The following is a 24,774-nucleotide window of genomic DNA, read 5'->3' on the forward strand; positions in this document are numbered from 1 at the left end:
ATCAGTACGCGCTGGCGTTGTCGACTTTGAAGTTGTACAGCTGGCGGGCCGAGCCGTAGCGTTTGAAATCGGCGGCCTTGTGTTCCAGCCCCGCCTTGTTCAGCAAGTCCTGCAGCTCTTGCAGGTGCTCGGCGCGCATCTCTTTCTCGATGCAGTCCGAACCCAACGACTGCACCGAACCCTTGACGTAGATGCGCACCTCGTACAGCGAATCGCCCAGCGCATCACCGGCATCGCCACACACCACCAGGCGCCCGGCCTGGCCCATGAAGCAGCTCATGTGGCCGATGCTGCCGCCGACCACGATGTCCACACCCTTCATCGAGATGCCACAGCGCGCGCCGGCATCGCCCTCGATCACCAGCAAGCCACCATGGGCGGTGGCGCCAGCGGCCTGGGAGGCACTGCCCTTGACCCGCACCGAGCCGGACATCATGTTCTCGGCCACGCCCACGCCGACGTTGCCATGCACGGTGACGCTGGCCTGCTGGTTCATCCCGGCGCAGTAGTAGCCGGCATGGCCTTCGATATCCACCGACACGGCGGCGTTGATGCCCACCGCCAGGTTGTGCTTGCCGTCAGGGTGGGTCACCCGCCACTCGCGGTCCTGCACCTCGCCATGCAGGGCCTGGTTGAGCATGCGCACCGAGGCGCTGGAAAGGTCGATCGTCTTCATGAATGTCTCCAGTGATTCGGTGGGGGTCAGGCGCTTTCGCGTTCCCAGACGTACAGGGTGGCCGGCGCCGGCTCCCAGACCTTGGCGTGCTCGATGCCCGGCAGGCTGGCCAGGGCCTGATATTCGGAGGCCATGGCCACATAGTCGTCGGTCTCGGCCAGCACGGCAGGCTTGCAGGCGATCGGGTCGCGGATCACGGCAAATCCGTTGCGGGTGCCGATGGCGAAGGTGAAGAAGCCGTCCAGGTCTTGCAGCGCGCCTTCCAGGGCCTGGGCCAGGGTGTCGCCCTGCTGCAGGCGCCAGGCCAGGTAGCCGGCCGCCACCTCGGTGTCGTTGTCGGTCTCGAAGCTGATGCCTTCGCGCTTGAGTGCCTGACGCAGGCGGAAGTGGTTGGACAGCGAGCCGTTGTGCACCAGGCACAGGTCGGCACCGGTGGAAAACGGGTGGCTGCCTTCCATGGTCACGGCGCTTTCGGTGGCCATGCGGGTATGGCCGATGATGTGGCTGCCCTGCATGCCAGCCAGGCCGAAGCGGCTGGAGATTTCCGCCGGCAGGCCCATACCCTTGAGGATCTCGATGCTCTGCCCGGCACTCATGATGCGCACGCCCGGCGCCAGTTCGGCGAGCGCGGCGCGGGCGCTGGCTTCATCGGCATGCACCTTGAGAACCGCCGCGCTGGCGTTCTGGAACCAATCCAGCGAGCACCCCAGGCGCCCTTCCAGCTGGCCCATCAAGGTCGCCCAAGGGTAGTTGATGTCCGTTGCCTGCAGGGTCAGCTTGACCCAGCCTTCGGCCACTTCGTCACCGTAGATGGCGAAGCCGGCGCTGTCCGGGCCACGGTCGGTCATGGCTTCGAGCATGGGTTCGAAGAGCTTGCCGAGCTGGGCTTCCAGCGCTGGCTTTTTCAGGTACAGACCTACGATTCCACACATGGTGATACTCCTTCCAGGCAGTGGGTAGCCGCTGTATTCGCCGCCACCCAGGTATAGGGTTGGCGGTCAGAAGAATTCGGTGTAACGCTGGATTTCCCAGTCGGAGACGTGGCGGCAGTACTCCACCCACTCCATGCGCTTGAGCTTGATGAACTCGTCGACGATCTCGGCGCCGAGCACCTCGCGGAACAGCGGGTCGGCCTCCAGCGCATCAGCGGCTTCCTTGAGCGATTGCGGCAAGGTCTTGATGCCGCGTGCGGCGATTTCTTCGAGGCTCAGGTTGTAGAGGTTCTCGTTGCACATCTCGCCCGGTTCCAGCTGGCGGTCGATGCCATCGAGGCCGGCGGCGATGATCGCGGCGGTGACCAGGTATGGGTTGCAGCCGGCGTCCGGCAGGCGGAACTCAAGGCGGCCATAGGGGATGCGCACCATCGCCGAACGGTTGTTGGCGCCGTAGGCGACAAAGGCCGGCGCCCAGGTGGCGCCGGACAGCGAGCGGCCGACCACCAGGCGCTTGTACGAGTTGACCGTGGGTGCGGCGAAGGCACACAGCGCTGGGCCGTGGGCCAGCAAGCCGGCGGCGAAGTGGTAGGCCAGTTTCGACAGGCCCATGCCGCTGCTGTCGGAGGGGTCGTGAAACAGGTTCTTGTTGCTGCTGCTGGCCAGCGACAGGTGGAAGTGCATGCCGTTGCCGGCGCGCTTGGGGTCGGGCTTGGGCATGAACGAGCAGATCATGCCCAGGTCGTTGGCGATCTCGCCGGCGGCCATGCGAAAGAAGGTGAAACGGTCGGCCGACTCCATAGCGTCGCTGTAGGTGTAGTTGATCTCGAACTGGCCGTTGGCGTCTTCATGGTCGATCTGGTAGATGTCGAAGCCGACCGGCTGCAAGGCCTCGGTAAGGCGTTCGAGGAACAGCCGCGAGCGCGACAGGCCCTTGTAGTCGTAGCAAGGCTTGTCGAGGTTGTCGGAGGCGTCCACCAGCTGCAGCTTGCCGCCTTCGTCGCGGCGGAACAGGCTGAACTCGGGCTCAAGGCCGGTATTCAGGGTCCAGCCCTTGTCGGCCAGGCGCTGCACCTGCTGCTGCAAAACGTAACGGCTGTCGTAGGGCCACGGCTGGCCGTTGACATGGCCCACGCACACCACCCGCCCATAGCCCGGCTGCCAAGGTACCGGGATCAGCGTGGAGAGATCGCCACGGGCCATGAAATCCGGGCCATGGGGCTCCATGCCCATGCCGCAGATGGCGAACCCGGCAAAGCCGGCGCCCTCTTCAGCCACCATCTTGAGGCCCGATACCGGCACCGACTTGGTCTTCGCCGAACCGTGGATATCGACGAACTGCGCCAGCACATACTTGATGCCGTACTGGTCGAGGGTGCGCTGGGTTTCTGCTGGCAACATGGGTTGATCACTCCTGGGTGAGGGGCACTAATTCCACATGAGAAACTTACTTTCCTCACAGGAATGCAATGGGCTTGCCAATTCATGATCAACCCAAGTTATGTTGCGTCTGTACCGGCCCCTTCGCGGGGCAAGCCCGCTCCTACAAGGGACGCGTATCCCTTGTAGGAGCGGGCTTGCTCCGCGAAGAGGCCGGTACAGGCAACACATAAATGGGGCAGATTTTCATGCTGTATTTATGGGAAAATTGTTTTCATCTGAGGAAATCGACGGCCAACGCAGCCGCCTTTCGCACTTTCCCGGTGCGAAAAATTTATTCTTGAACTGAAACCGTGCAGGACATACGATGCCAACCGAAACCCCACCGCGCCTTCGCCTGGAGCAATACCTGGGCCTGCAGATCAAGCGCCAGCGCCAGGCCCAGTCGCTCAAGCTCGCCGATGTGGCGCGCATCGCCGGCATCAGCCAGGGCATGCTGAGCAAGATCGAGAACGCCCAGGTATCCACCAGCCTCGATACCCTGAGCCGACTGTGCGATGTGTTGGGGATGCCGATGGCCAAGCTGTTCAGCCAATATGACCAGCCCGATGGCAATGCCTTGCTGGTCAAGGCCGGTGAAGGGCTTGAGGTGGTGCGCCGCGGCACCGAGAAGGGCCATACTTACCATTTGCTCAATCACGCCAGGGGCCCGAAGAAAAACTTCGAGGCGTACATGGTGACCATGGATGACGCCAGCGAAGAGTTCCCGACCTTCGCCCACCCCGGTACCGAGTTCCTGCACCTGCTGGAGGGCGAGCTGGTCTACCGCCACGGCAACCAGCTCTACCACATGCAGGCCGGCGACAGCCTGACCTTCGATGGCGAAACCCCGCACGGCCCTGAGCAGCTGGTACAGGTGCCGATCCGCCTGCTGTCGATCATGAACTACGGTGAGGAATAACAAGGCGCTGCAAGGCAACAGCCAATGTCGCGATCAGACAAGCACACGTCGCCCGCAATCGGCTTGCAAACCGTGTCTACAAAAATAATACACACATCGACCAGCCCCGCGCCGTGGGCTGATCGATGTGGTATTCGCGAGTAAAACAGCCTCGCTTCACAATTCCAACGCTGTGGCGCCTTTTTGCACCGGGCAGTTCGTCCGGGCTCATAACGATAAAACTCCCAGTATTAGAGACCCGCGCCGCGCCAATCGGGAGTGTTTGCGCGCGCCACATTGTGAAGACTTGACTGCCATGATCGCGACTTCAATCCCCGTAGCCGGTGCTGCCACCGGCCACCGTAACGCCCTGTGCGTTGCCCACATCGCCGCTGTGCTGTTCGGCTTGACCGGTATCCTCGGTCACCTGATTGACGCCGACGCCAGCATCATCACCTTCGGCCGCGCCACCTTCGCCTTCATCGCCCTGGGCTTCGTCGCCGGGCTCAAGGGCACCCGCCTGCTCGACGCGCTGACCCTGCGCAACCTGCCGGTGCTGGGCCTGACCGGCGCCCTGCTGGCGACCCACTGGGTGACCTTCTTCATCGCTGTCAAAGTGGGCGGCGTGGCCGTGGCCACCCTCGGTTTTGCCAGCTTCCCGGCCTTCATCGCCATGATCGAACGCGGCGTGTTCGGCCAGCGCATCGGCGCCGTGCAAGGTTTGCTGCTGTTGATGGTAACGGCGGGCCTGGTGCTGGTGGTGCCGACCTTCGACCTGCTCGACAAAGGCACCGTCGGCCTGCTCTGGGGCCTGGGCTCGGGCCTGGCGTTCGCACTGCTGACCGTGGCCAACCGCCGTAACGGCTCGAGCATGAATGCCATGCAGGTGGCGTTCTGGCAGAACGTGGTGGTAGCTGCGCTGGTCGCGCCGTTCGCCTTCAGCCACCTGGGCAACACCAGCCTGGGCAGCAATGACTGGGTCAACCTGGCGCTGCTGGGGGTGTTCTGCACCGGGCTGTCGCAGTTCCTGTTCGTCAAGAGTCTGGAAGGGCTGGAGGCGCGCACCGCCGGCATGATCATCGCGCTGGAGCCGGTCTATGCGATTCTCGGCGCCTGGTGGCTGTTCGGTGACCAGCCGACGCTGCGCATGGCCGCCGGTGCTGCGCTGATCGTACTGGCGACCATTCTGGCAGCGGCACGCAAGGCCCCGGCTGAACAAGGCGATACCAGCCGCTGCGCGCATTGACCTGTGTGGGAGCGGCCTTGTGTCGCGAAAGGGCCGCAAAGCGGCCCCCGCAATTTGTGCGTTTGCGCTGAAATCCCGGGGCCGCTACGCGGCCCTTTCGCGACACAAGGCCGCTCCCACAAGTAAGGCGTCGCTCAGGCGCCTTCGGGTAGAAGGCTCCGGTCGAACATGAACACCCGCTCCCCCTGCGGCGTGTACTGATACAACTGCTGCGGCCGCCCCAGCCTGGGCTGGTTCTTCTCCCCGGTATCCCGCACCCACCCCAGCTCGCGCAAACGCTCCAGGCGCTTGCGCAGCGAGGTGTTGTTCACCGCCTGCCCCAGGCACGCCTGCACCGCCCCCAGCGCATCGAGCACGGTGAACTTCTGCGCCAGCAGGTACAACGGCAAGCTGCTGTACACCGTCTTCGAAGCCAACCGCTCGCGGGCACGCTCGGCCAGCAGGTTATGGTCGAACGGCAGCAGCACCTTGCGGTCAATCACGCTGTCCAGGTCGAAAAACGCCAGCTGCTCACCCTCGACCTGCTGCTGCGGATCGAGCAATGCCAGGTAGAAGGTACTCAACGACCACCCACGCGGGTCACGGAAGGCATTGCCTTCGGTACCCACCTGTTCGAGGTAGCGCGGCAGTACCAGGGCTTTCTCGCGCAGGGCGCGTTCGGCAGCGCCCTCGAGGCTGGTGTCCGGGGTACGGCCATTGACGATCACGCCAGGCAAGGCCCACTGGCCGACATGGGGCTCGCGCTCACGACGGTGCAACAACACTTGCAGATGCTGGGCATCAGGGGCCAGGCGCAGGGCGACGATATCGACACTGGCCAGAACTTCGACTGTACTCACCGGGGACTCCTTGTTCATCAGCGCAATAATCCACCAGAGCTTCTAAGTATGGCAACCCGCAATCGCGTAGCAAGTGTCACTTGACACACTTAATGCACCAGGTGAATTATATGGTCATTCCAGCGAGGAGACCCGCCATGAAGATCGCCAGTTTCGATGTCGACGCGCAGAACGGCTTCACTGCCAACGCCCCACAGGAGCTGCCGGTGCCGGAAGGCAACGAGATTGCCCCGGACCTCAACGCCATGGCCTTGCGCGCCGACCTGCGCCTGGGCAGCAAAGACGCCCACCCGGCCAACGCGGCCTGGGTGGTGGCCGAGCCCGGCCAGATGCTGCAGCCGCTGACCCTGGCCAACGCCGACCTGACCTGGGTCAGCCACTGCGTCCCCGGTACCCCCGGCTTCGAACTGCTGCCCGGCCTGCCCGCCCCGATCGACTACGACTACTTTGTCTGGAAAGGCGTCGAGCCCGACCTGCACCCCTACGGCGCCTGCTTCCACGACCTCGCCGAGCGCCGCTCCACCGGGGTCATCGAATTTCTCAAGGTGCACCAGGTCGGCGCTGTGATCGTCGGCGGCCTGGCCCTGGACTACTGCGTCAAGACCACCGCCCGGCAGTTGCGCCAGGCCGGCTTCCAGGTGCTGCTTTACCTGCCGGCCTGCCGCGCCCTGACCCAGGAAGGCGCCATCACTGCCTGCGGTGCGCTGGCCGCCGAGGGCGTGATCCTGTGCGGAGATGAAGCCGCGCTCGACTACCAGCTCTCTCTGATCAAGGAAAGCCGCCCATGAGCGAAAGCGTTTTCGGCCCACGGATCATCCAGAACCTGCTGGACACCGACTTCTACAAGATCACCATGATGCAGGCGGTGCTGCACAACTACCCCAACGCCGAGGTGGAGTGGGAATTCCGCTGCCGCAACAATGAAGACCTCTCCCCTTACCTGGCAGAAATCCGCTACCAGATCGAGCAACTGAGCGAGGTCACCGTCACCCACGACCAGCTGGCCTACCTGGAAAAGATCCCGTTCCTCAAGCCGGACTTCATCCGCTTCCTCAGCCTGTTCCGCTTCAACCTGCGCTACGTGCAGGTCGGCCTGGACGCCGCCGGGCAGTTGGCGATTCGCGTGCGCGGGCCGTGGCTGCACGTGATTCTCTACGAGATCCCGTTGCTGGCGATCATCAGCGAGGTGCGCAACCGCTACCGCTATCGCGACGTGGTGATCGAACAGGTGGGCGAGCGCCTGTACCAGAAGATGGACTGGCTCAAGGCCGAAGCCAGTGCCGACGAGCTGGCCGGTTTCCAGCTGGCCGACTTCGGTACCCGGCGGCGATTTTCCTACCGGGTGCAGGAAGAAGTGGTGTACCTGCTCAAGCACGACTTCCCCGGCCGCTTCGTCGGCACCAGCAACGTACACCTGGCACGCGAGCTCGAACTCAAGCCGCTCGGCACCATGGCCCACGAATGGTTCATGGCGCACCAGCAACTCGGCCCACGGCTGGTCGACAGCCAGGCCGCCGCGCTGGAAGGCTGGGTGCGCGAGTACCGTGGCCTGCTGGGCATCGCCTTGACCGACTGCATCACCATGGACGCCTTCCTGGGTGATTTCGACCTGTACTTCGCCAAGCTGTTCGATGGCCTGCGCCACGACTCCGGAGACCCGCTGGTGTGGGCGGAAAAAGCCATCGCCCACTATGAACGGCTGGGGATCGACCCGAAGGGCAAGACGCTGATCTTCTCCGACGGGCTGGATTTCGCCAAGGCACTGGGCCTGTATCGGGCATTGCACTCGCGGATCAACGTGAGCTTCGGCATCGGTACCCGGCTGACCTGCGATATCCCGGGGGTGGAGCCGATGAACATCGTGATCAAGATGACCGACTGCAATGGCGCGCCGGTGGCGAAGATTTCCGACAGCCCGGGCAAGACCCAGTGCCGGGACGAGAACTTCGTGGCCTACATGAAGCATGTGTTCAAGGTGAATTGACCCCGCCTGGGCAGGCACCGGGGCTGCGTCGAAAAAGCACCGCTCTGCGTGCCGATTGCCAGCACCGGGCCTAAGGCCTTGTTCTGTCTGCTTGTGCTTTTTCGCTCACCGTTCGAGAGCGAAAAACACACCTGATAGCACCTTGCCCTGCCCCTGGGCGCTGCTTAAATGAGTTCGCTATCCAAGCCTCTTCGGGCCTCTGCATAGTGGATTGCAGGCACGCCCCGCGCCTGCGCAAGGAATCTGCCTCACACACAACGCCCCGACAATCAGCACCGGTCGATCGGTCACTGTTCAAGGAGAAGTGTCATGGATGCACTGAAGAAACAGTTTTTCCCGTTCACCCTCAACCCCCTGTCAAACGTCGTCAGCATCGCCGCGCTCGGCAGCGTCCCCGCCGCACTGAGGGCGTCCAACGACCTGCCCATCGATCAGCAACTGGCAGATGCCTTCAATGCCAACAACGATGTGATGGCCTACGTGCTCGGCATCACCAACACCCAACTGCCGACCATCACCCCTGCCCCTTCCTGGTACAGCACGTTCCAGACTGCCTTCAGCAACGCCCAGATCCACGCCAACGCCTGGTACGGGATATCCGCAAACCTGGTGAGCATCCCCAACGCCATTGCCGGCTATGGCATTGCCTTCAACGTCAGCATGTCGACGATCAACTCGCTGATCGCGGTGCTTCAAGTCGACCCAGGCAATACCCAGGCCATCAGTTCGCTCAAGCAGCAGTTCACCGGGCTGATTTCGCAGCTTCGCGCGTTCAGCCAAAGCGCCGTGTCGGTGCACCAGTCGATCAACGACTATTCCAACAACCTGATCCAGGACAGCCAGATACTCGCCAAGGCCGTCACTGACTCCACCCAACAGCAGGATGTCAATCGCGACCAGGTCCGCCAGTATCAGGCCAAGATCGAAGAGATGCGCAAACAGATCAAGACCTGGCAGGTGGTGGAAACCGCCTCGGCAATCGGTGCTGGCGTAGCATTCTTCGCCGGGGCCGTGATTGCGATCTTCAGCCTCGGATTCGGCCTGGCCTTCGGCATCGTCGGCGCAGCGGCGGGGATTGCGACCATGGTCGCCGCCGAGGTCAAGATCAAGCAGCTGCGCAGCGAGATCGAAGCCGATACCACGCGCATGAACGCCGTGACCCAGCAATCTGCCAGCCTCGCGGCATTGAATGATCAACTGAACAAGCTGATCCAACTGTCCCAGTCTGCGGGTTCGCTGATCGGCCTGCTGTTGAACGTGTGGGAGGAACTCGAGGGTGAACTGAATACCGTTCTGACCGACCTCGGCAACTGCAAGGGCAATGTCAACAACCTCAACCTGCCTGAGCTGCAACGCAACCTTAACCTGGCCAATCAGGACTGGCAGACACTGGTCGGGCTGTGCAACAGCGTAGCGTCGATCAAGTACAACCAGGCCACGCCGGCCAAGGCCAATATCCAGTAGCCGCCTTGCCCGCCTCTGCTGCCGCAGCTCCCGGCAGCAGGGGCGGGTTACGGGGCCTCGGTGATCTGGCCCACGCACAGCTCCATGAACCGCGCTGCCGCCCGCGACGGTGTGGCGGCATGGGGCAAGAGGATGGAAAAGCGCCGCACCAGCGGTTCAGGCGCGATTCTCAGTTGCCGCAATACGCCATCCTCATGACGGATCGACATGGCCGAGACAAAGCCAATCCCCATCCCGGCCCGTACCGCCTCTTTCACGCCTTCTACCCCAGCGATCTCCAGCGCCACGCGCATGGCCACACCGTGCCGGGCAAATGCCCGCTCGACGATCTGGCGCACCCCCGAACCACTCTCTCGCAGCACCAGCGGGTACGCCCCCAACGCCTGCAAGCCTTGCTGCTCGGCACCAGCCAAGGGGTGGTCGCGCGGCACGATGGCCACGATCTCGTCCTCGCGCCACGCCGTCACTTCGGTGCCCAGCGGCAGCTCCTGCCCTGGCGGGCCTTCGATGAGGGCGATATCGACGCTGTCCAGCGCTGCGACGATTTCCGCCGTGTTGCCGTGGGACGTGGTCACCAGCACCTCTGGATAACGCCCATGGAAGTCGGCAATCAGGTACGGCAGCAGGTAGCTGGCCGGCGTGGTGCTGGCGCCAATGCGCAAGGTGCCGCGTTCCAGACCGCGCATTGCCTCGCACAAGGCTTGGGCCTGGCGAAAGGTGTCCCGCAGGCGCTGGGCGTGGGCCAGCAGTTGCTCGCCAGCAGCGGTCAGGCGCACGCCACGGCCGGCTCGCTGGTACAGGGGCTCGCCAAAGTCCTCCTGCAGCAACTTGAGCTGGCCGGACACCGCCGGTTGCGACAGATGCAGGGCCAGGGCCGCATGGCTGATGTTGCCGTGCTCGGCTACGGTGGCGAAAGTTATCAGCTGTTCTGGGGTCATATCTTCAAAGTATCAGCTAGACGGATATTTGCCATCCTAAATTACGATTTTTTATAAGCTTATAACCAGATTAACGTAGTCCATGTCGAAACACTTTCCCGGAGGACTCACATGGCCACGGCAACTTCCAACCCTGCGTTGGCGCCCACCCTCTCTACCCGTGGGCGGCTCAACGGCATCCTGTTCGTCGCCCTGTTCGCGCTTGCCGTCACCCAGCTGGCGGCCCTGCCCGCCATTGCCAGCCTGGGCATCAGCCCGCTGATCGTCGGCATCGTCGCCGGCGCCCTGTACGGCAACGCCCTGCGCGATGGCGTGCCGGCCAGCTGGGCGGCCGGTATCAACTTCTCGGCCCGCGGGCTGCTGCGCATTGCCGTGGCCTTCTTCGGCCTGCGCGTGAGCCTGCAGGAGATCGCCGAAGTCGGCTGGTCCGGCTTGACCGTATCGTTGCTGGTGGTGACCAGCACCCTGCTGATCGGCCTGTGGTGCGGCACCAAGCTGTTCAAACTCGACCGCGACACCGCCCTGCTCACCGCAGCGGGCAGCGCGATCTGTGGCGCCGCCGCTGTGCTGGCCTTCGAATCGGCGCTGCGCAGCGCCCCGCACAAGAGCGCCATGGCGGTGGGCAGCGTGGTGCTGTTCGGTACCTTGTCGATGTTCCTCTACCCACTGGCGATCAATGCCGGCTGGCTGCCCCTGGACACGATGGGCACCGGCCTGTTCCTCGGCGGTACCATTCATGAAGTGGCGCAGGTGGTGGGCGCGGCCAGCAACGTCAGCCCCGAAGCCACGCACATCGCCACCATCGTCAAGATGACCCGGGTGATGCTGCTGGTGCCGGTACTGCTGGTGGTCGGCCTGTGGATCAGCCGGTCGCGCCAACCCGGCCAGGCACAAGGCAATGGCCGCATCGCCATGCCCTGGTTCGCCTTCGGCTTCCTCGCCCTGGTGCTGGTGAACTCGCTGCAGGTGCTGCCGGGCAGCGTGACCCAGACGATCAACAGCCTGGACACCTTCGCCCTGACCATGGCCATGACCGCGCTGGGCATGGAAACTCGCTGGAGCCAGATCCGCCAGGCCGGGCCCAAGGCGCTGATCACCGGTGCGCTGCTCAACCTGTGGCTGGTGGGTGGCGGCATGGCGATCACCCTGGGTGTGCAACGCCTTTTAGGTTGACGTGCAGGGATCGGTATGGTGTTGTCTTGCAAGGATGTTTTTACCTGCACAGGAACGACTTAGATGCCTCAACGCCATGTCATCAATGCATCCGTCAGCCCCAAAGGCAGCCTGGAGACGCTGTCGCAACGTGAAGTCCAGCAACTGAGTGAAGTCGGTACCGGTAGCCTCTACACCTTGTTCCGCCAGTGCGCCCTGGCCATTCTCAATACCGGCGCCCATGTCGACAACGCCAAGACCATTCTCGAGGCGTACAAGGACTTCGAAGTCCGCATTCACCAGCAAGACCGCGGCGTGCGCCTGGAGCTGCTGAACGCTCCAGCCGACGCCTTCGTCGATGGCGAAATGATCGCCAGCACCCGCGAGATGCTGTTTAGCGCCCTGCGCGACATCGTCTACACCGAAAGCGAGCTGGCCAGCCAGCGCATCGACCTGGAAAGCTCCCAGGGCATCACCGACTACGTCTTCCACCTGCTGCGCAACGCCCGCACCCTGCGCCCTGGGGTGGAACCGAAGATGGTGGTGTGCTGGGGCGGCCACTCGATCAGCAGCGAGGAGTACCAGTACACCAAGAAGGTCGGCCACGAACTGGGCCTGCGCAAGCTGGACGTCTGCACCGGCTGCGGCCCGGGCGTGATGAAGGGCCCGATGAAGGGCGCGACCATCGCCCATGCCAAGCAGCGCATGCACGGCAGCCGCTACCTGGGCCTGACCGAACCGGGCATCATCGCCGCCGAGGCGCCGAACCCGATCGTCAACGAGTTGGTGATCCTGCCGGACATCGAGAAGCGCCTGGAAGCCTTCGTCCGTGTCGGCCATGGCATCATCATCTTCCCCGGCGGCGCCGGTACTGCCGAGGAATTCCTCTACCTGCTCGGCATCCTCATGCACCCGGACAACCAGGCCCTGCCTTTCCCGGTGGTGCTCACCGGGCCGCGCAGCGCCGAACCGTTCCTGCTGCAGCTGCATGCGTTCGTCGGCGCCACCCTCGGCGAGGCAGCGCAGCGTCACTACCAGATCATCATCGATGACCCGGCCGAAGTGGCCCGGCACATGGTCGAGGGGCTCAAGGAGGTCAAGCAGTTCCGCCGCGAGCGCAACGACGCCTTCCACTTCAACTGGCTGCTGAAGATCGACGGCGGCTTCCAGCACCCGTTCGATCCGACCCACGCCAACATGGCCGAACTGGCCCTGCGCCGTGATTTACCGCCCCATGAACTGGCGGCCAACCTGCGCCGGGCGTTTTCCGGGATCGTCGCTGGCAACGTGAAGGACAAGGGGATCCGGCTGATCGAGGAACACGGGCCGTATCAGATCCGCGGTGATGCGGCGGTACTGGAGCCGCTGGGACGCCTGTTGCAAGCGTTTGTCGACCAGCACCGGATGAAATTGCCGGGTGGGGCGGCGTATGTGCCTTGTTATCAGGTAGTGACCTGAGATCGACGGGGCCGCTTTGCGGCCCCTGCTATTTCACAGAATTGACCAGGGTCCGGCCCACCAGGCGAATGCTGTCACGCCCGCCACGCTTGGACTGATACAACGCCACATCCCCCTGCTCGATCAACGCCGCCAGGCTGGCCGGTGGCTGGTCGAACAAGTTGGCACCGATACTCAAGGTCACCGCCTGCGGGGTAGGCATCGCCTCCCGGGCAAACTGCTGGAACTGGTCGCGCAGCTGGCTACCCAGCGCCACCACCTTCTCGCTGCTGGCATCGCTGAGCAGGATCACGAACTCATCGCCGCCCAGCCGCGCAGCCAACGACCGTTCCGGCAGCACGGCGCGGATCATCTCGCTCAAGGCAATCAACAGGCGGTCACCCGCCGCATGGCCATGCAGGTCGTTGACCAGCTTGAAGTTGTCGATATCGATCAACAACAGCGCCCCAGGCTGGGCCGGGGTGACCGCCTTGAACAGGTGCGTGGCGCGAACTTCCAGGGCACGGCGGTTGTACAGCGCAGTCAGCGGGTCGCGGGCGGCCAGCCGGGCAATCCGTTCTTCACGGCGATAGCGCACGGTGCCGGTCATCGACAGTGCGATCAGCATGATCGCCATTGCCCCTTCGACCAGGGAAACCTGGATGATCAGGCCGCCAAAGGTCGCCAGGTCGATCAGCGAGCCCGGCGTCACCGCCACGATCGCCTTGGCCACATAGAACAGCCCATGGACCAGCAGCACGTAACGCAACTGCACCGCCCCAACGCTCAGCGACTTGCCATGGGGGCGCAGCAGGTAACTGGCCTTGAGCGTGAGCAACGCCACCAGCAGCGAGTTGACCATCAGCATCACTTTCGACCACTGCGGCCCCACGGGCAGCAACAACAAGCCGAACCATACCAGCACGATCAGCAGCCACGCCCGCGACAGCCGGACCTGGGTGAAACGCACCACGCCCAGCAGAAAGAACGCATGGGCGACCACCAGCAAGCCGTTGGCGAACCAGATGCCGATCAGCAGCAGGCCAATCCCGCGCAGCAAAGCCAGGGTCGAACCGACCGTGATGGTGGCGAAACCGGCGCTCCAGAACAGCAGCGACGGTTCGCGGACACTGCGCCACTCGATCGCCAGGTACAATGCCGCCGCAGCGGCCAGGGCGATGGTGATCGTCAGCATCGTGGGTGGATCAAGCGCCATATACGGATTGGCCTGTCTGGTTAACGTGGAAAAGGCGTGATTGTATGCGCTTGAGATGACTTTTCAGAGGGGCGAAGCGTCGCGTTGCATGCAAATGAATGTCACCGTTCAAGGCACGACACGATCCGTGGTCTTCACCGCCTCCATCAAACGCACCAACGCCTGGTTTTCCACCGGTTTGCTGAGCAGGAAGCCTTGTACCTCGTGGCACTGGTCATCGCTGAGCAGCGCCAGCTGTTCTTCGGTCTCGACGCCCTCGGCAGTGACCGTCATGCCCATGGCGTTACCCAGGTTGATGATAGCCTGAACCACGCTGCGGTCACTGTCGCTCTTGCCCAGCGACTGCACGAAGCGTTTGTCGATCTTGATGCTGTCGAACGGGTAGGTGCGCAGGTAGCCGAGCGACGAATAACCGGTGCCGAAGTCGTCCATGTTCAGGCGTACCCCCAGCTCCTTGAGCGCATTCATGGTGTGCAGCGCGCCCTCGACATCGTTGAGCATCACATTTTCGGTGATTTCCAGCTCCAGGCGGTGGGCTGGCAGGCCGGTAAACTTTAGCGCCTCGGCGACGTCGCGCACCACATCGCTGCGGCGGAACTGCGCCGGCGACATGTTCACCGAAACCATCACCGCCAGCGGCCAACTGCAGGCGCGGCTACAGGCTTCGTGCAACACCCAGTTGCCGAGCTGCACGATCAGGTCCGACTCTTCCGCCAGCGGGATGAACCGATCCGGGCGCAGCAAACCGAGGCGGGGGTGACGCCAGCGCACCAGCGCCTCGACAGACTGCACCGTGGTGCCATCGACCTTGAAACGTGGCTGGAAATGCAATACCAGTTCGCCACGCGCAATCCCCTCGCGCAGTTCACCTTCAAGGGTGCGTTTCTCCAGCAGCGCCGCGTTCATTTGCGGCGAGAAGTAGCGCCAGGTGTTCTTGCCAGCGTGTTTGGCACTGTAAAGGGCGACGTCGGCATAGCGAATCAGGTCGCCCGCCATACCTGGATACTCGGCCGAGAGCACCACACCCAGGCTGGCGCCGACCTGCACGCTATGGCCATCGAGTTTGATCGGCTGGCGCAAGGTTTCGATCAGCCGTACACAGAAACGGTCCATTTCCTCGCGCTGGCCTGGCCGGGCCAGCACCACGATGAATTCGTCCCCACCCAGGCGCGCCACCAGGTCACTGTCACGGGTCACCTCGCCGAGGCGCCGGGCCACCTCGATCAGCACCGTGTCGCCGGCCGGGTGACCAAGGCTGTCGTTGATCGGTTTGAAGTTGTCCAGGTCGAGCATCAGCAACGCCAAGGGCGCGGCCTCGCCCTGTTCAAGAAAACGGAACAGCTTGTTGCGATTGGGCAGCCCGGTCAGCGCATCGTGCTGCGACAGATGCTGGATCTGCGCGTGGGCGGCCACTTCGTCAGTGATATCGCTGCAGGTGCCGCGAAAGCCTTTGCAGATGCCCTGCTCGATGATCGCCCGCGCCGCGATGCGACATTCACGCAGCTGGCCCAGGCGGTCACGGTACTGGCAGCGCAGGCTCCCGGTTGATTCAGTGGCGGCCAGGCCATGCAGCCAGGTTTCGATGTGACCGGTATCGCATTCGAGCAATTGCTTGAGGGAACGCTGCAACCAGTGTTCCACAGGGTGCCCGGTCAGCTCGGCGAAGCGCGCCGACAGGTAGGTCAGGTGCTGTTGGGCATCGGTTTCCCAGATCCAGTCCGACGCCGCCTCGGCCACCGCCTTGAACCGTGCCTCGCTGGTTTCCAGCGCGTTCCTGGAGGCCGCCAGCTGGCGGTGGCTGCGGTCGATACCGGCACTGCTGCGCATCGCGTGGCGGGCGAACACCGCCATGAACAGGGCGATGACCAGCAAGGCCAAGGCCAGCGGCAGCACCACTTGGCGGATCAGTTCAGTGCCGGGCTGTTCGATGTGCCACGTCAAGGTGTAGCCACTGCCTTCGAGCGGCAGATAACCGCGGTCGGCCGCGAAGCTCGCTGCGATGGAAACGGCAAAGTCCGACAGGCCCACCGTCTTGCCCAGGGCGTCGAGCATGGTCGGGTCGAGTTCGCGCACGAACAGCAGCACCGCAGTGGGCGCAGGCAGATGATGTGGCATGGACGGTGGGCGAATCACCGCCGCCGTGAACAATGCCGGCTGACCACGGAACAGCAAGTAGCCGGATGCGGCCTGCTCCTGCTCACCCGCCTTGCGCGCCTGCTGCAACACCCTGCCGCTGCTGGCGCTGTGGCGCTCGAAACCCTGCGCGCTCAGTTGCCCGTCGAGCACGGCGTAATGGGTGCCGTTGTCATCCAGCACGAACACGCCTTCGTAGCCATCTTCGCTGTAGAGCGTCTGGCCGACGTTGTCTTCATCGTAGGCCCAGTGGCTGTTCACCGGGCCGGCCAGGTGGTCGTAGGCTGCCTGCCAGAAAGCATGGGTCAGCAAATAGCTGCGCTCGCTCTTCTGCAGCTGGCCCAGCGCCGACTCGGCGAGGAAGCGGCTTTGCGCCTGCTCCCGGTCATCCAGGGTTTGGGCGATGCGATACAACGAGACCAGGCCGAGAACCAGGGTCAGGATCAGCAAACCAGAGAATGCCAGGATCAGCTGGCGCACTACATGGCTGCGCGGCGAGCCATTGCCAAGGGTTGCATCCATTCAGGGCGAGCCTTTTGCCAGGGGTTCATCGAAGTTGACTGGCAAAGGCTGGCGATGATCGCAACAACTGACGACTGGTGCACTGCGGGTGTCGGTTTCACAGCACCCGTTTGATCAGGGGCTCCAGCCGGCTGTAGCGCAGGCGCCGCAAAAACTTGCGCACTTCCTTGGGATGCTCGGCCTTCTCGCCCAGTTCATCCGCCGTGCCGATCTGCGGCGCATGCCGGCGAATGCCCTCCAGTTCCACCGCCCGCGGCACCAGCCACTGCCCGTGCGGGTCATCGATCAGCAGCCCGTTCTCCAGGTCCAGGTTGAAGCCGCGCGGGTTGAGGTTGTTGCCGGTCAGCAGCGAATAGCGCTGGTCCACCCACACCCCCTTGGCGTGAAAGGTATGCCCTGGGTCGTTCCAGATACGTATCTGCAACTGGCCACTGGCAATCGCCGCGTGGCGACGCCGGGCGAAGGCGCGCAGGTTGTCTTCGTACAGGTACGGCAATGCGCCGCTTGCGCTGAACGGCTCGCCCGGCGCGATGTAGAAGTCATTGGCGGTACGGTGGCCGACAATCAGCTCGATACGCACGCCACGGTCCAGGGCATGGTCGATCTCGCGCATCACCACCCGGGGCGGGTTGAAATACGGCGTGCTGATGATGATCTGCGCGCGCGCCGCCGCCAGCAGCGCGCACAACGTGCGGTTGAGCGGGTTGCCACGGCCGACGCCGAGCAGCGGGATCACCCGCAGCCCCTGCCCTGCCATGGCGACGGGTGCTTCATAGGCCATGCGCCGCAGGCGGGCGCGCAGGCGCCGGATATCGCCGCGCAGGCTGCGGGTAGCCGGTGGCGCGGGCAGGTCCAGGCGCGGCGTGGCGGTGTGGTGCAACAGGCGCCGGACCAGGTCGACCATGGCGTCGGCCAGGTCCGGCGACTGGAACAGGTGGTAACGGTCCAGCCGGTAACGGTCGAAGCGGTGCAGATAGACGTTGTTCAGGCTGGCGCCGGTATAGATCACGCAATCGTCGATCACGCTGCCCTTCAGATGCAGCACGCCGAACAGCTCGCGGGTCTGCACCGGCACGCCATGGATGACTACGTCGAGCCCACGCAACTGGCGCTGGGCCTGGTACCAGGCCGCGTTGCCCGGCTGGCGCCCGGCCCCCAGCAGGCCACGACGGGCACGGAACCAGTCGACCACGATGACGATTTCCAGGCCCGGCCGCTCGGCCTTGGCCTGGTACAGGGCATCGAGCACCTCCTGGCCAGCCTCGTCCTCCTGCAGGTACAAGGCGACGATGACGATACGCCGGGTCGCGCTGGCGATGCGTTCGAGCAGGCAGGTACGGTAGGCCGCGGCATCGGGCAATACCTGGATCGCCTCAGGGGCGATGGCGAAACCTGGCAGCGCCGCCAGCATGGATTCGGGGTTCACGTAGATCACCTTCTTATTCTGCAATCAGGTCCATTCCTGGCCGTTGTGCCCGGGGTGTAAGATCAGCCCGGCAACGACCCATAACAACAAGAAACACGCGAGGCCTGTTTAGCCACTGCCCCTGACGAACGTCGCCTCAGCTTGCACAGGAAGATCGCAATGGTCCACCCCGCTTCCATCAGCGTAACGCCTTGCCCAACCAGAACCTTCGGTTTTCTGGTGTTGCCCAATTTCACGACCATCGGCCTGGCATCGGCGGTGGAAACGCTGCGCATGGCCAACCTGGCAGCGCGCCACCCCTTGTACCGTACCGTGCTGATTGCCGCCAGCCCGGAGCCAGTGGTAGCCAGCAATGGCATGCGTGTGCTGCCCGACCACAGTATCGCCGACGCCCCGGCACTGGACGCCCTGTTCGTGGTCGGCGCCAACCCGATCGACCGCAGCCGTGGCAACAACCGGGCACTGATCGACTGGCTGCGCCAACTGGCCCGCCAGCGCCTGCCTTTGGGCGGGATCTGCACCGGCAGCTACCTGCTAGCCAAGGCCGAGCTGCTCAACGGCTACCGCTGCACCATCCACTGGGAAGACCTGCAGACCCTGCAGGAACACTTCCCCGACATTGTCATCTCCAGCCAGTTGTTCGAGCTGGATCGCGACCGTTTCACCTGTTCCGGTGGCGTGGCGGCCATGGACATGATGCTGCAACTGGTCGCCCGCCAGGCCGGCGGCCAGGCCATCGCCGCCAAGGCCGCCGAGCTGTTGCTGTGTGACCGGGTACGGGGTGAGCGCGAGCGCCAGCGTGTGCCGTTGCGCACCTTGCTCGGCAGTGCCCAGCCCAAGCTGAGCCAGGTGGTGGCGATCATGGAGGCGAACCTGGAGGAGCCGCTGGGGCTGGAGGAGCTGGCCAGCCTCAACGAAGTGACCGTGCGCCAATTGGAGCGGTTGTTCCATAAATACCTGCAGCGCACCCCCAGCCAGTATTACCTGGAGTTGCGCCTGTCACGGGCGCGGGAACTGCTGCTGCGCAGCGATGTGCAGGTGCGCGAAGTGGCGCTGGCCTGCGGGTTCAGCTCACCGGCGCACTTTTCCAAGAGTTACAGCCGCTTCTTCGGCCTGTCACCGTTGGGCGAACGGCGCCAGGCCTCGTTGCACTGAGGGCAGCGGCTCAGTCCTGCAGGGCCGAGTGCGCCGTTTCCCGGCACATCAACATGGCCAGCAAGGCTACCAGTGCGGCTGCCAGCAGGTAGCCTGCCGGGGCCAGCTTGCTACCGGTGGCCTGGATCAACCAGGTGGCGATGAACGGCGCGGTCCCGCCAAACAGCGCGTTGGCCAGGTTGAAGCTCAGGGCGAAGCCACTGAAACGCACCTGGGTCGGGAATATCTCCGCCAGCAGGCACGGCAAGGTACCGTCGTTCATCGCCAGCATTGCACCGAAGAGAATCTGGATGGCCAGGATCACCAGCAACGGCTGCCCGTCGAGCAGTTTGAACAAGGGTACGGTCAGGCCGAGAAACAGCAACGAAGCCACCACCAGCATGGTCTTGCGGCCAAACTGGTCGGACAGCCGTCCCATCAGGAAGATCAGGCCGATGTAGGTTGCCAACGATACCGTGGAGGCAATGAACGAATCGCGCTCGCTCATGCCCATTTCGTTGGACAGGTAGGTCGGCATGTAGCTGAGCAGCAGGTAGAAGGCCACAGCGTTGAGGCAGGTGACACCGAGGCCGATGGCCAGGCTGCGACGATGGCGCGCCAACAGCTCGCGGATCGGCGCCGGGGTCATGCAGGCCTTGTGCTCCAGGCGCTGCTCCATCTCCAGGAATTTCGGTGTGTCCTGCAGGCTCATGCGGATGTAACGGCCGACCAGGCCGAACGGTGCGGCCAGCAGGAAAGGCAGGCGCCAGCCCCAGCTGTGCAGGTCCTCGCTGCTCAGCAGCTCATGCAGCACCGCGACGAATGCCGCACCAAACAGCAGCCCGGCCGCCGTGCTGGCCGGGACGATGCTGGTGTACAGGCCACGCCGGCCGGGCGGTGCATACTCGGCAAGAAACGCCGCGGCACCGGCGTATTCGCCCGAGGCGGAAAACCCCTGGACCAGGCGGATCAGCAACAGCAGGCCGGGCGCCCAAAGGCCGATCTGCGCATAACCTGGCAGCAGGCCGATGCAAAACGTTGAAATCGACATGATCAGGATCGACAAGGACAGGGCGTTGCGCCGGCCATGGCGATCACCAACATGCCCCCAGACCACGCCGCCCAGCGGGCGGACCAGAAATGACAAGGCAAAGACGGCGAAGGTCGCCAGCAGGCCGCTGGTCTTGTCGGCCTGTGGGAAGAAGGTGGCGGCGATGATGGTGGCGAGGTAGCCGTAGGCGGCGTAGTCGAACCATTCGACGAAATTGCCCATGAAACTGGCGCGCGCGGCCTTGCGCAGGGCCTGGCGTTCGGCGTCGGGTGCGGCGCCGTCGAGGGAGGGAGCGTTGAAGGTGGTGCTGGACATGACGGGTACCCTCTGATTCTTCTAATTGGCGGCAGGGTCTGGTGGTCATACAGTTTTTTTTGTTGTCCGGGCCGGCCTCTTCGCGGCTGAAGCCGCTCCCACAGGTATTTCACCGGCCTTCAGGGTGGTGGTAACTCTGTGGGAGCGGCTTCAGCCGCGAAGCAGGCGACGCCGGTGCTTATTTGCGAATGATGTTGTGCTCCGGCCCATACGGGAACTTGGTGATGTTCTCAGCCCCGTGTTCATTGACGATCAGGATGTCATGCTCGCGGTAACCGCCCGCCCCTGGCCGCCCTTCAGGCAGCATGATCATCGGCTCGATCGACACCACCATGCCCGGCTCCAGTACCGTGTCGATGTCTTCGCGCAGTTCCAGCCCGGCTTCCCGGCCGTAGTAGTGGCTCAGGGTGCCGAACGAGTGGCCATAGCCGAACGTGCGGTACTGCAGCAGGTCATGACTCAGGAAGATCTCGTTCAGTTCACGGGCGATGTCGCAGCAGCGCATGCCTGGGCGCACCAGCTTGAGGCCCGCTTCGTGCACCTCGACGTTGGCCTGCCACAGGCGCAGGTGGTCGTCCGGGCAATGGTCGAGGAACAAGGTGCGCTCCAGCGCGGTGTAGTAGCCGGCGATCATCGGGAAGCAGTTGAGGCTGAGGATGTCGCCCTTGTTGACCTTGCGGCTGGTGACCGGGTTATGCGCGCCGTCGGTGTTGAGCCCGGACTGGAACCAGGTCCAGGTGTCCATCAGCTCGCTGTCCGGCAAGCTTTTGGCGATTTCGCGGACCATTGCCTGGGTGGCATGCAGCGCCACTTCATATTCCGGCACCTGGTCGCGCAGGGCCTCGACCACCGCCGCCCCACCGATATCGGCAACCCGCGCGCCATGGCGAATCAGCGCCTGCTCCTCGGCCGACTTGATCATGCGCATGCGCATGCACGGTGCACCGATGTCCAGCAGTTCGGCCTTGGGGTAGCAGGCCGCGAGCTTGGCGTGGTTCTGCAGGTTGAGGTGGTCGTATTCGACGCCGATGCGCGAGGCCAGTGGCAGGGCCTGCTGGATGGCGACGAAGTAGTTGTCGCGCTGCCAGTCGGTGTAGACGATATTGTCGGTGCCCACCGTGCGCCGCCAGGGCTGGCCGCCGTCGATGTTGGCACTGATCGACACCACCTTGTCCTGGGTGATCACCAACGCGTAGGGGCGGCCGAACGAGCAGTAGAGGAAGTCGCTGTAGTAGTTGACGTTGTGGTACGAGGTGAAGATGGCTGCCTCGATATCCTGCTCGGCCATGTAGGCCCGCAGGCGGGCATGACGGGCGGCGTACTCCTGTGCGGAGAAGGTCGGCTTGACCTTGTCGCCATTGCGGATTTTCAGGGTCTGGGGCATTTGCATGGTCGGTGTTCCTTGTCGTTGTGAGCACGCTGTTCAGGCCGGCCGCCTGAGAAGCATTGCAACAGAACGAACAAGGACGCTTTTGTATCTATCCGACCTGGAATTGGCGTTATCGCCACTGGCCTTGGGGCTGCAAGCAGCCCATTCGCGGGCAAGCCCGCTCCCACAGGGGCCCGAGCACCTTTCAGGGGGCGCAGAACCTGTGGGAGCGGGCTTGCCCGCGAATCGCGCGCAAAGCGCCCGCAATTTACTTCAGATCAAATCGATCCAGCTCCATGACTTTTTCCCAGGCGGCGACGAAGTCTTTGACAAACTTGTCGTTGCCATCGCTGCTGCCATACACCTCGCTCAACGCCCGCAACTGGGCATGCGAGCCAAACACCAGGTCGACCCGGCTGCCCGTCCACTTCACCTGCCCGGTCTTGCGATCGCGGCCTTCGAAGCTTTCGTTATCCGCCGACGTCGGCTTCCATTCCACGCCCATGTCCAGCAGGTTGCGGAAGAAGTCGTTGCTCAGGGTGCCGGGCTTGTCGGTAAACACACCGTCCTTGCTGCCTCCGTGGTTGGCGCCGAGCACGCGCAGGCCGCCAATCAGCACGGTCAGTTCAGGCGCGGTGAGGGTCAGCAACTGGGCCTTGTCCAGCAACAGCTTCTCGGCCTTGACGCTGTAGCGGGCCTTGCTGAAGTTGCGGAAGCCATCGGCCAGCGGCTCCAGCACGGCAAATGACTCGACGTCGGTCTGTGCCTGGGAGGCATCGACACGGCCTGGGCGGAAGCCCACGGTGACGTTGTGCCCGGCATCCTTGGCGGCCTTTTCCACGGCGGCTGAGCCGGCCAGGACGATCAGGTCAGCCAGGGAGACCTTCTTGCCACCGGCGTTGAATTCGCCCTGGATCTTCTCCAGCGCCGCCAGCACCTTGCCAGTGCCCTGGTTCGCCGCCCAGTCCTTCTGCGGTGCCAGGCGCAGCCGACCGCCATTGGCGCCACCGCGCTTGTCCGAGCCACGGAAGGTCGAGGCCGCCGCCCAGGCGGTGGAGACCAGTTCGGCGACGCTCAGGCCCGAAGCGAGAATCTTGGCCTTGAGCCCGGCGATGTCCTGCTCGCCCAGCGCGGGCTGGTCGGCTTTCGGCAGCGGGTCTTGCCACAGCAGCTCTTCGTTGGGCATTTCCGGGCCCAGGTAGCGCGCCAGCGGGCCCATGTCACGGTGGATCAGCTTGTACCAGGCTCGGGCGAAGGCGTCTGCCAACTGGTCCGGGTTGTCCTTGAAGCGCTTGGCGATCGGCCCGTAGATCGGGTCGAAGCGCAGGGCCAGGTCAGAGGTGAGCATCGAGGGTGCGTGGCGCTTGCCCGCGTCGTGGGCATCCGGCACGGTACCCGCGCCCTTGCCATCCTTCGGTCGCCACTGGTGGGCGCCGGCCGGGCTCTTGGTCAGTTCCCACTCGAAGTTGAACAGGTTGTTGAGGTACTCGTTGCTCCACTGGGTCGGCGTTGACGTCCACGTCACTTCCAGGCCACTGGTGATGGTATCGCCGCCCTTGCCAGTGCCGAACTTGTTGGGCCAGCCCAGGCCCTGCAGTTCCAGGCCTGCAGCCTCAGGCTCAGGGCCGACGTTGTCAGCCGGGCCGGCACCGTGGGTCTTGCCGAAGGCGTGGCCGCCGGCGATCAGCGCCACGGTTTCTTCGTCGTTCATGGCCATGCGGCCGAAGGTGTCACGGATGTCCTTGCCCGAGGCCACGGGATCAGGGTTGCCTTCCGGGCCCTCCGGGTTGACGTAGATCAGGCCCATCTGCACGGCAGCCAGGGGGTTTTCCAGGTTGCGCTCGCCACTGAGATCGCGGCTTTCTTCTTCCGGGCGCTTGGCCGGTTCTGCAACCAGGTCACCCTGGCCTGGCGGCTGCGCCTTGACCTGATCCTTGCCGTAGCGGGTGTCGCCACCCAGCCAGACTTTTTCCGAGCCCCAGTACACGTCTTCGTCCGGTTCCCACACATCGGCGCGGCCACCCGAGAAACCGAAGGTCTTGAAGCCCATGGACTCCAGGGCGACGTTGCCGGTGAGCACGATCAGGTCGGCCCAGGAGATCTTGTTGCCATACTTCTGCTTGATCGGCCACAGCAGGCGCCGGGCCTTGTCCAGGCTGACGTTGTCCGGCCAGCTGTTGAGCGGGGCGAAGCGCTGCTGGCCGGAGCCGGCACCGCCGCGGCCATCGCCGATGCGGTAGGTACCGGCGCTGTGCCAGGCCATGCGGATGAACAGCGGGCCGTAGTGGCCGAAGTCGGCCGGCCACCAGTCCTGGGAGTCGGTCATCAAGGCGGTCAGGTCTTTTTTCAGGGCCTGGAAGTCGAGGCTCTTGAACGCCTTGGCGTAGTCGAAGTCCGGGTCGGGGCTGGACTTGGACGAGTGTTGATGGAGGATCCTGAGGTTGAGCTGGTCAGGCCACCAGTCACGGTTGGTGGTGCCGCCACCTGCGGTTTGATGGAACGGGCATTTCGATTCGTTCGACATCTGCTGTTACCTTTGGGTCGGTTATTCAGATTTCCGGTCTATGCCAGGTGTTCTTTGAGCCGAGCACTTGGGCTCATGCCTTCCCCTCATCAGGTC

General features: G+C 63.9%; 19 protein-coding genes. 8 read left to right on the forward strand and 11 right to left on the reverse strand.

The window, feature by feature from the left end; genetic code table 11:
- Position 1: 1 nt before the first annotated feature.
- The 3 genes from C2H86_RS01375 to glnT all read right to left on the reverse strand — a co-directional run bounded on the left by C2H86_RS01375 (position 2) and on the right by glnT (position 3,009).
- Positions 2 to 676, reverse strand: a complete 675-nt coding sequence (locus C2H86_RS01375) for a protein glxC (protein ID WP_159411123.1) — start codon at positions 674 to 676, stop codon at positions 2 to 4.
- A 26-nt stretch (positions 677 to 702) separates the two neighbouring features.
- Positions 703 to 1,608, reverse strand: a complete 906-nt coding sequence (locus tag C2H86_RS01380; protein ID WP_159411124.1) for a class II glutamine amidotransferase — start codon at positions 1,606 to 1,608, stop codon at positions 703 to 705.
- A 66-nt stretch (positions 1,609 to 1,674) separates the two neighbouring features.
- Positions 1,675 to 3,009, reverse strand: a complete 1,335-nt coding sequence (gene glnT / locus C2H86_RS01385) for a type III glutamate--ammonia ligase (RefSeq protein ID WP_110634251.1) — start codon at positions 3,007 to 3,009, stop codon at positions 1,675 to 1,677.
- 346 nt (positions 3,010 to 3,355) lie between these two features.
- Between glnT and C2H86_RS01390 the strand changes: the two genes are divergently transcribed.
- Both C2H86_RS01390 and C2H86_RS01395 read left to right on the forward strand, forming a co-directional pair.
- Positions 3,356 to 3,949, forward strand: coding sequence for a helix-turn-helix domain-containing protein (locus C2H86_RS01390; RefSeq protein ID WP_159411125.1), 594 nt, complete (start codon positions 3,356 to 3,358; stop codon positions 3,947 to 3,949).
- 295 nt (positions 3,950 to 4,244) lie between these two features.
- Positions 4,245 to 5,174 (forward strand): DMT family transporter, encoded by a 930-nt coding sequence (locus C2H86_RS01395; RefSeq protein WP_159411126.1) that lies wholly within the window; start codon positions 4,245 to 4,247, stop codon positions 5,172 to 5,174.
- A gap of 134 nt (positions 5,175 to 5,308) precedes the next feature.
- Here C2H86_RS01395 and C2H86_RS01400 read toward each other — a convergent pair whose 3' ends face one another.
- A complete protein-coding gene (locus C2H86_RS01400) occupies positions 5,309 to 6,013 on the reverse strand; it encodes an NrtR DNA-binding winged helix domain-containing protein (RefSeq protein ID WP_159411127.1) in 705 nt (234 codons plus the stop codon).
- Between the two features lie 137 nt (positions 6,014 to 6,150).
- Between C2H86_RS01400 and C2H86_RS01405 the strand changes: the two genes are divergently transcribed.
- The 3 genes from C2H86_RS01405 to C2H86_RS01415 all read left to right on the forward strand — a co-directional run bounded on the left by C2H86_RS01405 (position 6,151) and on the right by C2H86_RS01415 (position 9,461).
- The gene (locus C2H86_RS01405; protein ID WP_159411128.1) at positions 6,151 to 6,801 is read left to right on the forward strand and encodes a nicotinamidase; all 651 of its coding nucleotides are present in this window, start codon (positions 6,151 to 6,153) and stop codon (positions 6,799 to 6,801) included.
- Positions 6,798 to 7,997 (forward strand): nicotinate phosphoribosyltransferase, encoded by a 1,200-nt coding sequence (pncB, locus tag C2H86_RS01410; RefSeq protein ID WP_159411129.1) that lies wholly within the window; start codon positions 6,798 to 6,800, stop codon positions 7,995 to 7,997. The genes C2H86_RS01405 and pncB overlap by 4 nt, the downstream gene beginning before the upstream one ends.
- A 309-nt stretch (positions 7,998 to 8,306) precedes the next feature.
- Positions 8,307 to 9,461, forward strand: coding sequence for an HBL/NHE enterotoxin family protein (locus C2H86_RS01415; protein ID WP_159411130.1), 1,155 nt, complete (start codon positions 8,307 to 8,309; stop codon positions 9,459 to 9,461).
- A 47-nt stretch (positions 9,462 to 9,508) separates the two neighbouring features.
- Here the strand turns inward: C2H86_RS01415 and C2H86_RS01420 are convergent, their stop codons facing one another.
- A complete protein-coding gene (locus C2H86_RS01420) occupies positions 9,509 to 10,399 on the reverse strand; it encodes a LysR family transcriptional regulator (protein WP_159411131.1) in 891 nt (296 codons plus the stop codon).
- A gap of 111 nt (positions 10,400 to 10,510) precedes the next feature.
- Between C2H86_RS01420 and C2H86_RS01425 the strand changes: the two genes are divergently transcribed.
- Together C2H86_RS01425 and ppnN are read left to right on the forward strand one after the other, a co-directional pair.
- A complete protein-coding gene (locus tag C2H86_RS01425) occupies positions 10,511 to 11,572 on the forward strand; it encodes a YeiH family protein (RefSeq protein WP_159411132.1) in 1,062 nt (353 codons plus the stop codon).
- A gap of 63 nt (positions 11,573 to 11,635) precedes the next feature.
- Complete coding sequence (gene ppnN, locus C2H86_RS01430) at positions 11,636 to 13,009, forward strand: nucleotide 5'-monophosphate nucleosidase PpnN (RefSeq protein WP_159411133.1); 1,374 nt, start codon at positions 11,636 to 11,638, stop codon at positions 13,007 to 13,009.
- Between the two features lie 28 nt (positions 13,010 to 13,037).
- Here the strand turns inward: ppnN and C2H86_RS01435 are convergent, their stop codons facing one another.
- From C2H86_RS01435 to pssA, 3 genes are all read right to left on the reverse strand, one after another.
- The gene (locus tag C2H86_RS01435) at positions 13,038 to 14,183 is read right to left on the reverse strand and encodes a GGDEF domain-containing protein (RefSeq protein WP_240349673.1); all 1,146 of its coding nucleotides are present in this window, start codon (positions 14,181 to 14,183) and stop codon (positions 13,038 to 13,040) included.
- Between the two features lie 129 nt (positions 14,184 to 14,312).
- Positions 14,313 to 16,859, reverse strand: coding sequence for a bifunctional diguanylate cyclase/phosphodiesterase (locus C2H86_RS01440; RefSeq protein ID WP_159411135.1), 2,547 nt, complete (start codon positions 16,857 to 16,859; stop codon positions 14,313 to 14,315).
- A gap of 97 nt (positions 16,860 to 16,956) precedes the next feature.
- Positions 16,957 to 18,285, reverse strand: coding sequence for a CDP-diacylglycerol--serine O-phosphatidyltransferase (gene pssA / locus C2H86_RS01445; RefSeq protein WP_159411136.1), 1,329 nt, complete (start codon positions 18,283 to 18,285; stop codon positions 16,957 to 16,959).
- Positions 18,286 to 18,444: 159 nt separating this feature from the next.
- Between pssA and C2H86_RS01450 the strand changes: the two genes are divergently transcribed.
- Positions 18,445 to 19,440 carry a GlxA family transcriptional regulator gene (locus tag C2H86_RS01450; RefSeq protein WP_159411137.1) on the forward strand — a complete coding sequence of 332 codons (996 nt, stop codon included), beginning with the start codon at positions 18,445 to 18,447 and terminating at the stop codon, positions 19,438 to 19,440.
- 10 nt (positions 19,441 to 19,450) lie between these two features.
- Here C2H86_RS01450 and C2H86_RS01455 read toward each other — a convergent pair whose 3' ends face one another.
- The 3 genes from C2H86_RS01455 to katG form a co-directional block, all read right to left on the reverse strand.
- The gene (locus C2H86_RS01455; RefSeq protein WP_159411138.1) at positions 19,451 to 20,785 is read right to left on the reverse strand and encodes an MFS transporter; all 1,335 of its coding nucleotides are present in this window, start codon (positions 20,783 to 20,785) and stop codon (positions 19,451 to 19,453) included.
- A gap of 178 nt (positions 20,786 to 20,963) precedes the next feature.
- Complete coding sequence (locus tag C2H86_RS01460; RefSeq protein ID WP_159411139.1) at positions 20,964 to 22,175, reverse strand: M24 family metallopeptidase; 1,212 nt, start codon at positions 22,173 to 22,175, stop codon at positions 20,964 to 20,966.
- 247 nt (positions 22,176 to 22,422) lie between these two features.
- Positions 22,423 to 24,678, reverse strand: a complete 2,256-nt coding sequence (katG, locus tag C2H86_RS01465; RefSeq protein ID WP_159411140.1) for a catalase/peroxidase HPI — start codon at positions 24,676 to 24,678, stop codon at positions 22,423 to 22,425.
- Positions 24,679 to 24,774 lie beyond the last annotated feature (96 nt).

The sequence above is a fragment of the Pseudomonas putida genome (genome assembly GCF_009883635.2).
GTDB classification, from domain to species: Bacteria; Pseudomonadota; Gammaproteobacteria; order Pseudomonadales; family Pseudomonadaceae; genus Aquipseudomonas; species Aquipseudomonas putida_W.

Bases quoted from the DNA above. Each gene is read 5' to 3' on its own strand.
- C2H86_RS01375 (WP_159411123.1), bottom strand. From the start codon at position 676: ATGAAGACGATCGACCTTTCCAGCGCCTCGGTGCGCATGCTCAACCAG.
- C2H86_RS01380 (WP_159411124.1), bottom strand. From the start codon at position 1,608: ATGTGTGGAATCGTAGGTCTGTACCTGAAAAAGCCAGCGCTGGAAGCC.
- glnT (WP_110634251.1), bottom strand. From the start codon at position 3,009: ATGTTGCCAGCAGAAACCCAGCGCACCCTCGACCAGTACGGCATCAAG.
- C2H86_RS01390 (WP_159411125.1), top strand. From the start codon at position 3,356: ATGCCAACCGAAACCCCACCGCGCCTTCGCCTGGAGCAATACCTGGGC.
- C2H86_RS01395 (WP_159411126.1), top strand. From the start codon at position 4,245: ATGATCGCGACTTCAATCCCCGTAGCCGGTGCTGCCACCGGCCACCGT.
- C2H86_RS01405 (WP_159411128.1), top strand. From the start codon at position 6,151: ATGAAGATCGCCAGTTTCGATGTCGACGCGCAGAACGGCTTCACTGCC.
- pncB (WP_159411129.1), top strand. From the start codon at position 6,798: ATGAGCGAAAGCGTTTTCGGCCCACGGATCATCCAGAACCTGCTGGAC.
- C2H86_RS01415 (WP_159411130.1), top strand. From the start codon at position 8,307: ATGGATGCACTGAAGAAACAGTTTTTCCCGTTCACCCTCAACCCCCTG.
- C2H86_RS01420 (WP_159411131.1), bottom strand. From the start codon at position 10,399: ATGACCCCAGAACAGCTGATAACTTTCGCCACCGTAGCCGAGCACGGC.
- C2H86_RS01425 (WP_159411132.1), top strand. From the start codon at position 10,511: ATGGCCACGGCAACTTCCAACCCTGCGTTGGCGCCCACCCTCTCTACC.
- ppnN (WP_159411133.1), top strand. From the start codon at position 11,636: ATGCCTCAACGCCATGTCATCAATGCATCCGTCAGCCCCAAAGGCAGC.
- C2H86_RS01435 (WP_240349673.1), bottom strand. From the start codon at position 14,183: ATGCTGACGATCACCATCGCCCTGGCCGCTGCGGCGGCATTGTACCTG.
- C2H86_RS01440 (WP_159411135.1), bottom strand. From the start codon at position 16,859: ATGGATGCAACCCTTGGCAATGGCTCGCCGCGCAGCCATGTAGTGCGC.
- C2H86_RS01450 (WP_159411137.1), top strand. From the start codon at position 18,445: ATGGTCCACCCCGCTTCCATCAGCGTAACGCCTTGCCCAACCAGAACC.
- C2H86_RS01455 (WP_159411138.1), bottom strand. From the start codon at position 20,785: ATGTCCAGCACCACCTTCAACGCTCCCTCCCTCGACGGCGCCGCACCC.
- C2H86_RS01460 (WP_159411139.1), bottom strand. From the start codon at position 22,175: ATGCAAATGCCCCAGACCCTGAAAATCCGCAATGGCGACAAGGTCAAG.
- katG (WP_159411140.1), bottom strand. From the start codon at position 24,678: ATGTCGAACGAATCGAAATGCCCGTTCCATCAAACCGCAGGTGGCGGC.